Source organism: Marinifilum sp. N1E240 (assembly GCF_009295825.1).
Classification (GTDB): Bacteria; Bacteroidota; Bacteroidia; order Bacteroidales; family Marinifilaceae; genus Marinifilum_A; species Marinifilum_A sediminis.
The window spans coordinates 14,038-25,913 of the sequence record NZ_WHKF01000011.1 but is presented as its reverse complement, the minus strand read 5'-3'; the positions used below and the strand labels follow the sequence as shown (position 1 = coordinate 25,913).

At 32.6% G+C, this 11,876-nt stretch carries 9 protein-coding genes; 4 read left to right on the top strand and 5 right to left on the bottom strand.

The annotated features are described in order from the left end of the window. Positions 1–162: 162 nt before the first annotated feature. The gene (locus GCQ56_RS18130) at positions 163–798 is read left to right on the top strand and encodes a hypothetical protein (RefSeq protein ID WP_152735952.1); all 636 of its coding nucleotides are present in this window, start codon (positions 163–165) and stop codon (positions 796–798) included. 113 nt (positions 799–911) lie between these two features. Here the strand turns inward: GCQ56_RS18130 and GCQ56_RS18125 are convergent, their stop codons facing one another. The 3 genes from GCQ56_RS18125 to GCQ56_RS18115 form a co-directional block, all read right to left on the bottom strand. After that, on the bottom strand, positions 912–4,694 hold the full coding sequence (locus GCQ56_RS18125) for a PAS domain S-box protein (RefSeq protein WP_152735951.1): 3,783 nt from the start codon (positions 4,692–4,694) through the stop codon (positions 912–914). A gap of 143 nt (positions 4,695–4,837) precedes the next feature. Next, positions 4,838–6,169: a DEAD/DEAH box helicase gene (locus GCQ56_RS18120; protein WP_152735950.1), complete on the bottom strand. Its 1,332-nt coding sequence runs from the start codon at positions 6,167–6,169 to the stop codon at positions 4,838–4,840. 91 nt (positions 6,170–6,260) lie between these two features. Beyond that, positions 6,261–6,785 (bottom strand): hypothetical protein, encoded by a 525-nt coding sequence (locus GCQ56_RS18115; RefSeq protein WP_152735949.1) that lies wholly within the window; start codon positions 6,783–6,785, stop codon positions 6,261–6,263. A gap of 178 nt (positions 6,786–6,963) precedes the next feature. Between GCQ56_RS18115 and GCQ56_RS18110 the strand changes: the two genes are divergently transcribed. The 3 genes from GCQ56_RS18110 (at position 6,964) to GCQ56_RS18100 (ending at position 9,601) form a co-directional block, all read left to right on the top strand. Next, positions 6,964–8,157, top strand: a complete 1,194-nt coding sequence (locus GCQ56_RS18110; RefSeq protein WP_152735948.1) for a pyridoxal phosphate-dependent aminotransferase — start codon at positions 6,964–6,966, stop codon at positions 8,155–8,157. Positions 8,158–8,322: 165 nt separating this feature from the next. Further along, complete coding sequence (locus GCQ56_RS18105; protein ID WP_152735947.1) at positions 8,323–8,946, top strand: hypothetical protein; 624 nt, start codon at positions 8,323–8,325, stop codon at positions 8,944–8,946. Between the two features lie 10 nt (positions 8,947–8,956). Next, a complete protein-coding gene (locus GCQ56_RS18100; protein WP_152735946.1) occupies positions 8,957–9,601 on the top strand; it encodes a hypothetical protein in 645 nt (214 codons plus the stop codon). A gap of 57 nt (positions 9,602–9,658) precedes the next feature. On the opposite strand, the gene GCQ56_RS18095 is transcribed toward GCQ56_RS18100, so the two are convergent. Together GCQ56_RS18095 and GCQ56_RS18090 are read right to left on the bottom strand one after the other, a co-directional pair. Beyond that, positions 9,659–10,858 (bottom strand): FprA family A-type flavoprotein, encoded by a 1,200-nt coding sequence (locus GCQ56_RS18095; RefSeq protein WP_152735945.1) that lies wholly within the window; start codon positions 10,856–10,858, stop codon positions 9,659–9,661. Between the two features lie 205 nt (positions 10,859–11,063). Beyond that, on the bottom strand, positions 11,064–11,735 hold the full coding sequence (locus tag GCQ56_RS18090) for a Crp/Fnr family transcriptional regulator (RefSeq protein ID WP_152735944.1): 672 nt from the start codon (positions 11,733–11,735) through the stop codon (positions 11,064–11,066). Between the last annotated feature and the right edge of the window lie 141 nt (positions 11,736–11,876).

The window sequence follows — 11,876 nt, the reverse complement described above, 5'->3', positions numbered from 1 at the left end:
ATTTAATCTCTTATATATTTATAACAGCCGGACTTTTTAAGTTCGGCTGTTTTTGTTTTAATCTGTCAAAAATAAAGTTATGTAATTAACTTTTGTTTATATTATTTATATTTGAACTCTTATAAAAATTTTATCAAAATACGATTAAACTTTAACCCGAATATGGCAAAGAGAAAACCCAAAAAACCTATTGAAAAAAATGTTGAAAAACCGGTAACTCCTAATGGTATAAAAAAAGAGTTTTACATTAAAATTGCAGTGGAAATTCTATCTGTAGTATTTGCTGTATTGCTGGCATTGGGTGTTGATGAGTGGAGAGAAACTAAAAAGAATGAGGCATTGGCTCTTCAGGCGGAGATCAATTTAAAGGACGAAATTGATTTAAATATTGAAAGATTAAGAGTAATGATTTCTGAAAATAAAGAGCGTGTAATTCTGATTGATTCATTGATTGGGCATTATAATGCACAGCCAAAATTGAGAGGAATTGAATTGCCTGCAATGACATTTAGTTTACTTTCAACAGCGGCTTGGCAGTCGGTTAAAACAACAAAAGCCATTAACCACATTAAATTCGATATGGTACTTTTTTATTCTGCCTTTTACGATTTGTTTGATATTCACAAAAAGAAGATGGAAGGCTACTTATACGATAATGAAATACGTATTGAGAAGTGGAACAGCAAGGATGCCGTTTTAGAGTTGATGAAAAGGAGAAAAATTTATGAAAATTTTAATTCTACAGCTAAACAAATAGAAAGTTTTTACGAGGAAAATAAGAGTAACTTAAAAGTATAAGAATAATCTTTTGATAAATTAAAAATCTCGATGTAGTTATGGTTATATCGAGATTTTACTATTTTAATCACAGGAATGTTTGATATTTTTATGTAAGGTCGACTGTTTTTGTATTATTTGGAAGGAATACTAATATAGAATGTGCTGCCTTTCTGAGGTATTGAATTTAACCAAATTTTTCCATTTAGTAGTTTAGTTAATTCTTTTGATATAGCTAAACCAAGACCAGTTCCACTTAAAAATTGTGTGGATGCATCCTCAACCTGTATAAATCGTTTGAAAATTTTATTTTGATCTTCTAAAGGAATACCAACTCCCGTATCTTTTACAAAAAATAATATTTCTGAATGTTTTGTTTTTTTACAACCTAAGGTTATACATCCCTTTTCAGTGAATTTAAGAGCATTGTCAAGAAGATTTAAAAGAATTTGCTGTAATCTACCTTGATCTGTTATGATTTTAATATTATTCAACTCTTCTTTAAAATCCAGTATAAATTTCAAGTGACTTTTTTGTTCTTCTTCAATCTGTTCTGAAAAATTGGTGTAGATATCTTGCATAAATTCCTTTACTAAGAATTCTGATTTTGTAATAACTAGTTGACCAACTTCAATTTTAGAAACGTCAAGAATGTCACTAATTATTCTTAAAAGTTGTTTTCCATTTTTGTGAATAATATTAATAAACTTATTCCTTTTTGATTCTTCCATTTCTTTTTGATTAATAAGATCAGAAAAACCTATAATACTGTTTAAGGGAGTTCTTATTTCGTGACTCATATTAGCCAGGAAAGAAGATTTTAAACGATCACTTTCTTCAGCTTTTAATTTTGCTTCTATTAATTTTTGTTCATATTTTTTTAATTCTGTAACATCTTCAACAAATCCTTCAATATAGTTCGATTTATTATTAGCGTTTTTTACAAAGCGTACATTTATATTACCTATCCACACCTTGCCAGATCTATTTATAAATTTTTCAGCATAAGTAATAATTTTACCTTCTTCTAGTAATTTTTTAATAATAATTGTTCTACGTTCTGGTTCGAGGTAGAATTCTTTAGTATTGCATTTCCTGATGGCTTCATTTACATCTGAGAAACCTATCATTTTTGCAAAGGCTATATTGGCATTGATTAATTGTCCATCGAGTGTGGATTGGAAAATGCCTAGAACACTATCATTAAAAATAGCTTTGTATTTTTCTTCCGATAATTTTAATTCTAGTTCGGCTTTTTTTACATGCGATATATCTCGAACAGATTCAATTGCTCCATAAATTTTTCCATTTTCATCTATTAAAGGTGATGCTGTGACACGAACTGTTGCTCCATTACCGCCATATAGAGAAGGGACATATACTTCTCCCATAATGTATTGACCTTGTTGAGTAACATTTTGGTATTTACTCTTTAATAATGGATCATCGTTTCCAATCAAATCAATAAGAATGGGTCGGCGCTCTCCATAGAAAGGAATCGAGTATTCAAAATTACCCTTTCCAATAATTTTAGATTTGGGAATTTGAGTCATATTTTCAAGTGCTTTGTTCCAGGCAATTACTATTTTTTCTTTATTTATTACAAATGTGGCATCAGGAAGAAATTCAATTATATCGCTTAATTGTTTATGGGCTTTTCTAACATCTTGTTCTGCTTTTTTTCGCTTTCGGATATCCGTAACAAATGATAGCACAAATTCTTTATTCTTAATATTTATCTTTCTTAACCTGACGGTAGCAGGAACAATTAAACCCGCTTTATTCTTTAATTCCCATTCGAAATCAACACAACCTTTAAGCATTGTTTCATTAATTTTTGCTAGAGCTTCTTCTTGGTTGTGTTTTGAACTACTTAAATCTTGAATACTTAAATTTCGAATTTGATCTTTAGAATATCCAAATAATTTTTCAGTAGTTTGATTGACTTCTGTAATTTGACCTGATGGTTGATGTACAAATAATGCATCAGGAGAATGTTCTTTTAACTGATTGAGGAAATAACTGATATTTTTTAAATCACTATTTTTTTCAATAATCTGCTTTTCATATTTTTTTTGTTTTTTATTAATTAGGTGTAATTCTCTTGCCATATTGTTAAAGGCTTTTTCAAGAGAACCAATTTCATCGTGCGTATTTACAGGAATTCTAAAATTAAAATTTTCTTTCCCAAACTCTTGAGCTCCAATTGTGAGGTTTTTTAATTTTGAAGTTAAGAGGTTAGATAGCCAAATTGCGATAAGGATTACAATAAAAATCATTATTACCGAGGCAAAACTCAAATTTTTAATTGTGCTTATTGAGAATTTATGTAGAATTTTTTTATTTTCTTTTAGATTAGATTGTAATATTTCTCCTTCTTTTTTTACCAAGTTATTTATTTGGATTTCCATTTTGGAGGCAGATTTATGAAATTCATTAACATCTGCTCCAAGACAAACAATACCAAATCCTCTTGGAGAATTGCCATATTTCCCTGTAAAATAAGGTATGGGAGAAGCTGTCATTAATTTCCACTTACCATCCCAAAAATATTGATAGGATCCGAATCCTCCATCTTTCGTAATTTGGAATAAGCCATATCCTGTCCACATAGGTTCACGAGAGTATCGAATATCTAAAGCCATTTGACCTGAATCAAGTTGTTGCTCCTTAGATGAAGCTTGAAAGTCTTCAGGCTTGTACCACTGAGGTACTGACTTAAGAAAAGTATATGCATCAGATTCACCGGAACTTTTCCACTCGTCGTATAGCTGTTGATGCATCCAAGGAGCTACTCTTTTTCCTGTTTGTGGGTTAAAACCAGATATATAGTAATTTTTAGGATGTGCAATAAGTAAACCTTCAGGTCCCCATAAATAGCAATAATTTGCTGATTCAGAATTGGGAATATCCCTAATTTCTCCTTGTACAGGAGATGCATAATCAGTAAATTCCTGAACGTGTCTAAAATCCAATGCTAAAGATATGTATCCAATTTTAATACCATTTTTATAATATGGAGTAATAAAACGAATAATAGCTTTATATCTTTTACCTACAGGATTTTCAATACCGGCAAATGCTGATTTTTCTGGATTAAATTTTATACCAATTTCATTTGTGTTTTTGATGTTATATTTTCCTCGAATTTGTGCTTTAACATAGGCACCAATTACATCACTAACATATATTTCTCCTTTCTTCAAGCTTTGAATCTTATCAAAATACCTTTCAGCTTTTATATAGGTGTTTCGCCGATATTTTATATTTTTTAAATCCTTACTTAAAGTACTATATTTTATTTCTTCACGTCCAGATAGGTTAATAAAACTAATTTCTTTATAGATAGGAACTTGTTTATTCTGAATTTTTGAAGAATGTTTACAACTATAATATTTACTGGTTTGTGGTAATGGAACGCTTATAGAGACAGGTTTAATAACTTCTTTATTTAAGGATTTCCAAATCCCATATTTTTTGTCATAACTATATTTAGCGGGAATTCGTAATGGAGAGGTGTTAACAGTTGCAAAATTTTTAAATGTGCTATATGCAATAGGGAGAGTAGTTAAAAGAATTATATCTTGATCTCTTTGGTATAAGAAATTTGCAATTTGTTTACCTATTTCTACTCCCTGGTTTTCAATATTATTTTGATATGCAGAATCAAGGGATGTAATATTCTCCTTAATAAATTCTGATGATGCAATTTTGAATGTGTTGTGGTGTTGTTTGTAAATTTTTTCAATATTTGGAATTAATTTTTTTTCCAAAGAAATAGCTCCATAAAAAGCAATAAAAGCAATTATTGCGATAGGTATAACTTTAAGTAATATAAAAAGAATTATGAGTTTGGATTTAATCTTGAAAGAATTAATCCAACTAAAAAAGTTAGTAAAACTTTTAAATGGTGACATAGGGGATTAAATAAATTGTATATAATACTATTAATATACAATTATTAATCTATGATTTCAACCTAACGAACCACGTTATTTTGGTCAACATCCAGTGGGTTACTATAATGAAAGTCATAAAAAAAGCCCGATAAGGGCTTTTTTTATTTCTTCTTAAATTTATTTTGTTTTTTTCGGTTTCGCTTTTGAGCTTCTAACTGTTTCAATCGCCCTTTGGAACCTGAAGGTGTTTTCATATTTTTAGCCTTCTTTTGGTGGAAAGCACCTGTGTCTCTGCTAATGGTATTTTTCACCTTAATATTCCGGGTTTGCTTCTTTTCATCTTCCAACAACTGAGAGGTAATTTCAACATCTAAGGGAATAGATTCCAATGATACTGGCTTTTGAATCAAGTCCTCAATTTTTTCCATCAATTCCTCTTCAACCTCATTCACAAAACTAATCGCGGCACCCTCTTTTTCTGCACGACCGGTTCTACCAACGCGGTGAACATACTCTACATAGTTGGTTGGAATATCGAAGTTGATAACATGACTTACATTTTCGATATCGATACCACGAGCGGCAACATCTGATGCTACCATTACTCTTGCACGTCCTTCTTTAAATGCATTCAGTGCATTGATACGAGTGTTTTGTGCTTTATTAGAGTGGATAACACTTAAATCTTCACCTAGTATTTTCTCTAAACGCTCAACAATTCTATCAGCATTCTTTTTGGTCTCGGTAAAAACCATTACTTTATTAAATACCTCTTTGTCTTCCAAAAGGTATTTAAGTAAGTTAATCTTACTTAAAATATTTGGTGCGTGATATTGCTGCTGAAGTATATTTTTAACTGTTGTTGCTTGTGGAGCCACCTCAATTCTTTCAGGAGTTACAAGGAAATCCTCTGAAAGTTTGGCAACGGTATCCGAGAATGTTGCTGAGAACAAAAGGTTTTGATGTTTTTCAGGAAGAACTTCGAAAATGGCATTCAATTGCGGCATAAAACCTAAGTCCATCATTTTATCAGCTTCATCAATTACCAATGTTTTGATAAAGGTAAACTTCAGGACTCTGGTCATATAAATATCCATTAAACGACCAGGAGTAGCTACTAAAATATCAACACCCTCGTAAACTTTTTCTTTCTGAGTATTGATATTTACACCACCATAAACACCTAATGCACGAATATTTATATATGGTGTTAATAACTCAATTGTTTCGCATACCTGCAGTACCAACTCTCGAGTGGGAACAACAATTAATGCTCTGGGATCCATTCCTTTTGCATACCCAAGCTTCATTAAAATTGGCATAAGATAGGCGAGAGTTTTTCCGGTTCCTGTTTGGGCAATTCCAATAATATCTTTACCTGATCGAACAGGAGAAAACACTTCATGCTGGATATCAGTAGGTTTGTCGAAACCTGCCTCGTCCAGAGCCATTCTAATTTGCTTGCTTAATTTGATGTCGTCGAATGATATCATCGTGGTACTTTTTTTGAAAATTTCAGCAAAAATACGTAAAATAAGTCAATGAGATAGAGTTGAATTGATATTTCATTGATTTTGGAAATTATTATTTCCAGATTAAACCTATTTCTTCCTTTAATGCCTCAATGGCTTTATCAATTGCGGAATTTTGAAATTGCATATGTGCTTCAATTACAGCCTTGCTTAAACCTAATGATGCATCAGTTGGAATTAATTGTAAGGCTTCCGCATTAATTAGTTGAATCATACTTTCTTTTGCATCTTTTAATAACACCCAAAGTTTAGGTGATATGTAGATTTGCTGAGAAAGATTGTGTTCAAATTCCGTGCGAATAGAATTGATCAATTTATGTTGAAATTGTTGATTGTTTAAACCATTTTCATTTTCACGGATGATAAGAGATTCAGGATGAATTCTCTCCAAAAAAATAATCAGGCGCTCGTAAGCTTGCAATCTAATTGGTGTGATTTCTTTTTGGTTAGCCAAATAGATATCAAATTTTTGTTTTTTCTCCTCTCGCTTTAAAAACTCACGAATTACAAGATATGCTGCTATAAAAACAACCAGCGATGGTAGAATGTACTTACTTATTTCCAGAAAGTCCTTCATTTTTTATACTTAGGTTTAGAATTTTTACTTTTTATAAGTTCCTCGAATGTTTAAAAACAGTATCTTTACACTTGGTAAGCAAAAAAATGATAATTAGAACCACTCATTTTGTTTACACGGGGGAAAATATCTAACAAAAGTATTAACCAATTTTTTAAATCCCTAAATTAAATTTAGAATGTTGAAAGTTTCGGACCGAATTGCAGCAATGGAAATATCTCCAACTCTTGCAATGTCACAGAAAAGTAGAGAAATGAAAGCTCAGGGGATTGATGTTATCAATCTGAGTGTAGGTGAACCGGATTTTAATACCCCTGACCACGTAAAGAAAGCGGCTCAACAGGCGATTGAGGATAATTATTCGCATTATTCACCAGTTCCTGGCTTTGTAGAATTACGTCAGGCGGTTGTTAATAAACTAAAAAGAGAGAATAATCTTGATTTTACTGTAGATCAAATAGTTGTTTCAAATGGTGCAAAGCAATCTATTGCAAATGCAATGATGAGTGTAGTGAATAAGGGTGATGAGGTGATAATTCCTTCTCCTTTTTGGGTTAGCTACAGCGAGATTGTAAAATTGGCAGAAGGAACTGCTGTATACGTACCAGCTAATTTAGATCAGGATTTTAAAATCACTCCTGAACAATTGGAAAATGCCATTACAGCAAATACTAAAGCATTCTTGTTTAGTTCACCAAGTAATCCAACAGGTAGCTTATATTCTAAGGAGGAGCTGAAAGCATTGGTCGATGTATTTGTAAAATATCCGGATATTGTGATCATGTCTGATGAAATTTACGAACACATTAACTATGTTGGAGCACATGAAAGTATTGCACAATTTGCAGAAATTAAAGATCGTGTGGTTGTTATTAATGGAGTTTCGAAAGGTTATGCCATGACTGGATGGAGAATTGGTTATATCGCTGCTCCATTATGGATTGCCAAAGCTTGTGGAAAACTTCAGGGACAAATGACATCAGGTGCATCTTCGGTTGCACAAATGGCATCGGTAGCAGCTTTGGAAGGTGATCAGTCAACAACGGTTTCCATGCGAAACGCTTTTCATAAAAGAAGAGATTTAGCTCTTGCACAACTTAAGGAAATTCCTGGTTTCGAGATTCGAGAACCCAAAGGAGCATTTTACTTGTTTCCACAGGTAAGTGAATTGTTTGGTAAGTCGAATGGTAGTCTAACTATTAACTCTTCAACTGATCTTAGTTTGTATCTTTTAGAGCAGGCAAATGTTGCAACAGTAACAGGGGAAGCTTTCGGAGCGCCTGAATGTTTGCGCTTGTCATATGCTACCAGCGAAGAACAAATGGCGGAAGCTATCAGAAGAATTAAAGCAGCTATTGAAAAATTAAAGTAAGAATATTATTATCATATTTGAAACCGTCATGTCAATCATGACGGTTTTTTTTGTTAAAAACTGTTAAGCGTAAAACTTAATATACGTAATTGATTTATAAGAGGTGTCATAATACTGAAGAGAGGGATATTTTGACAGGGAAAGGACAACTTTAAAATCAAAATCATGAAAACCAAATTATCATTTTTACTTCTTTGTGGATTGCTAATTCATACATTAACTACATCAGCACAGTATTCCAATATCAAGCCTCTTGAAAATTCAAATGAAAATTTTCAGCGGACATCCAAATTCGAGATCGGATTTCATTATGGATCAGCGTGGACGTCAGGAGATGTGAAAGAATTTGCGAAGAATGGTGGGGCATTTAGTCTTGATTTGGGTGTGAATAGTGGAACTTTTTATTTTGGAACCGAATTGACGTTTACCTCCTGGACCGATTTTGTTGATTCACAAGATGCAGAAGAATTGAATTTTGAGGAGTCGAATTTTTTATGGTTGGTTCATACAAAACTGTTCCTTGGAGAAGGAAAAGTAAAGCCATACCTGGGAATTGGAACAGATTTAATCAGCCTTGGTGAAGCTATTTTAGATAGTGAAGATGATGATTGTTATCACAATTCTTATCATTGTGCTTGTGATGATGAACCAAATTATAATGCATGGTTTGTTCCAAGTTTTGGAATTCGATTTGCCATGGGACCAGATGTTTCTGGTAATATTGGTTTTAGCGTGAATTCTTCCCGTGATTATACTTTTACAAGATTACAGATTGGTATTGTTTTTTAATCCTTGGGCTATGCAATACAAAAGAACAGTACTTCTTATGGTTTTCATGTTCCTATTTTCTTTGTTATCGAAATCGCAAGAGAAATATTATCAGTATTCAAAACCAACACACAAAGATAAAGTGAATCTGGATTTGATAACAGAGTTTGAAATTGGTTTTCAGGCAGGAAAAAATTGGACTTTAGGTTCCACAAATGATTTTGCGAGAACGGGACATGTTTATAGCTTAAATATAGGCTGGAATAATTCTAAGTTTTATGGAGGAACCGAGTTCAGTTTGAAATATTGGGATGAAATTCTCAGTGATAAAAAAGCGAATGAGGCGGATTTTAATCAGAAGCAATTTTTGTGGCTTGTACACATGAAGTGGTATATAACAAAAGGAGATGTGCAACCATTTTTAGGAGTTGGAACCGATTTATTATCAATTGCTGAAGGTATTTTGAATCCAAAGGATAAAGATGATGAGAATTATCATAGAAATCTTGATGAAGATCGATTCTTAAATTACAATGCTTGGTTTGTTCCTACTATAGGTGTACGTTTTAAATTAAAAGATAAATTATTTACTGATATCACTTATGCTTTGGATCATTCGGATAACTATGATTCCATGCGATTGCAAATAGGAATTTCATATCAACCACAGTTTTAGATATAAAAAAACTCCTCCAAATTTGGAGGAGTTTTACGTATATATGTAATAAGAATTTTACTTGTACAATTCTTTTAAACGATTTGCCATTCCTTCGGCAAGTGCTGCACACTGGTCGAAATCTTCGCTGTTTGGAGCACAAAGAGCTTCCGGTGTAGCTTCAATGGTTTCCCATTTAATTGCTTCAGCAAATTTATTCAATCGCTTAAGACCTCCGCCTCCCCACGATTTTGAACCAAACACACCAAGAACGTGATCTTTAACGCCCATATGTTCCAATTCATTAATTAAAGTCTCCATGGTTGGGAAAACATCTCCGTTATATGCACAACTTCCTAAAATTACACCTCTAAATCTAAAGATATCATTAATGATATAAGATGGGTGTGTTTTAGAAGAATCGTGAATACGAATTTTTTTGATGCCTCTTTTTACCAATTGGCGAGCGATATTGTCTGCCATCTTTTCAGTATTTCCATACATCGAAGAATAAACAATAACACAACCTTCATCAGTTTTGTACTGACTCCACTTGTCATATTTAGCAACAATATCAGCGATGTGTGTTCTCCAGATTGGACCGTGAGTAGCACAAATCATTTTGATATCTAAACCACCTAGTTTCTTAAGTGCATTTTGAGTTGGACGACCATATTTACCCACAATATTTGAATAGTAGCGGCTAATCTCTTCTTCAAGGTAATCCAAATCCAATTCATCATCGAAAATACCACCATCAAGAGTACCGAAAGCACCAAACGCATCACCAGAGAAAAGAATTCCATTGTTTGATTCAAAAGTCACCATGGTTTCTGGCCAGTGTAACATTGGAACCATATGGAAATTTAACATGTGTTCTCCCAAATCTATTTGATCTCCTTCTCTTACTTCCAAAAGGTTTGCCTTAATTCCGTAGAAACGTTCTAACATTGGGAATGTTTTTTTGTTTCCAACGATTTGCATTTCCGGGTAGCGCTCAACCAAAGAACGAATCGATCCGGAGTGATCTGGCTCCATGTGATTCACAATTAGGTAATCTGCCTTACGTCCATCAAGAACTTCTTCGATATTATCTAAATATTCATCCATTGTACCTTTTTCAACAGTATCTACAATGGCAACTTTTTCATCAACGATAACATACGAGTTGTAGGCAACTCCTTTAGGTAGTGGCCAGTAGTTCTCAAAAATGTGGGTTCTACGGTCGTTTGTTCCTACCCAAAAAATCTTGTCAGTAATGTTGGTTTTGTTGTGCATTCTTTATGATTTTGAATATTTTGCATTTTCAGACTTTAAATTCTCTTTGTATCGCTCAACTTTGAGTAAAACAAAAAGTTGAAAGACAGAATAAGCAATTTGATCAGCAAAGTCAAATTTGATTAGCCTTGTTTTTCAGCCCACAAAATTAAGAATAAATTTTTTTCTGAAATGCTTTAGTAACATCTTCTTTCAAAAAAATGATTTATTGTTGAAGAAGCCTGATAAGCTTTTGTTTGTTTAGGATTTTTATGTCTCTTCTATTGGTTTCAATAAGTCCTTCTTGTTCCATTTCTTTAAGACTACGTGCAAAGGATGGTCTTGTAACACCAAAAAACTGTGCCATTTCAGATTGCGATTTAGGAAGAGTAATTTCTGTTTTATCGGGGGCAGCTAGTTTTAATATATAGTTAGCCAACTTTCCTTTAATGGTTTTAAAGTTTAAAAACATGAGTTTATTAGCTAAAAATTGACTTCTATTCGAAATTAAATTCAGGTAATTGATGAGGAAAGTTTTATTATCCTGAAAAAGATCTACTACAGAAGCTTTTGCCAATGAAAATATTTCCACATTATCATTTGCGGTTACATTTACAGGGAATTGATTTCTCTGACCAAATAAAAATGCAGATGCAATTGGGTAAGGAGCCATAATATCCTCAATTTTAATGCTTTTTCCTGATGGATCAAGCATTTCTCCTTTTACGCTGCCTTGTAACACTATCATTAAATTTTCGCACCTGTCTTCCCTAAAGGCAACCATATCGCCTTTTGTATATTTTTTAATTTGATATTGAGCATTATTAAGAAGTATTTCCAGTTCTTCAGGATTTATCCCTCTGAAGACTGGCGATTGAGATAGTTGTTGATAGAGCATTATTGTTTTCTTAAATATTTCCTCAATAATAAGGCTTTCCAATCAATCTTCAAATAGAAAAAGAGGAAATTGTCTTTTTATTTAATGAATGAGTTATTTGAATAAAAAAAGATACTCATTCACTAACTCCTCATTTACTCT

Excerpts from the sequence above, each read along its gene's own strand:
- GCQ56_RS18095 (WP_152735945.1), bottom strand. The coding sequence starts at position 10,858 with ATGCACAACAAAACCAACATTACTGACAAGATTTTTTGGGTAGGAACA.
- GCQ56_RS18130 (WP_152735952.1), top strand. The coding sequence starts at position 163 with ATGGCAAAGAGAAAACCCAAAAAACCTATTGAAAAAAATGTTGAAAAA.
- GCQ56_RS18100 (WP_152735946.1), top strand. The coding sequence starts at position 8,957 with ATGCAATACAAAAGAACAGTACTTCTTATGGTTTTCATGTTCCTATTT.
- GCQ56_RS18115 (WP_152735949.1), bottom strand. The coding sequence starts at position 6,785 with ATGAAGGACTTTCTGGAAATAAGTAAGTACATTCTACCATCGCTGGTT.
- GCQ56_RS18110 (WP_152735948.1), top strand. The coding sequence starts at position 6,964 with ATGTTGAAAGTTTCGGACCGAATTGCAGCAATGGAAATATCTCCAACT.
- GCQ56_RS18125 (WP_152735951.1), bottom strand. The coding sequence starts at position 4,694 with ATGTCACCATTTAAAAGTTTTACTAACTTTTTTAGTTGGATTAATTCT.
- GCQ56_RS18120 (WP_152735950.1), bottom strand. The coding sequence starts at position 6,169 with ATGATATCATTCGACGACATCAAATTAAGCAAGCAAATTAGAATGGCT.
- GCQ56_RS18090 (WP_152735944.1), bottom strand. The coding sequence starts at position 11,735 with ATGCTCTATCAACAACTATCTCAATCGCCAGTCTTCAGAGGGATAAAT.
- GCQ56_RS18105 (WP_152735947.1), top strand. The coding sequence starts at position 8,323 with ATGAAAACCAAATTATCATTTTTACTTCTTTGTGGATTGCTAATTCAT.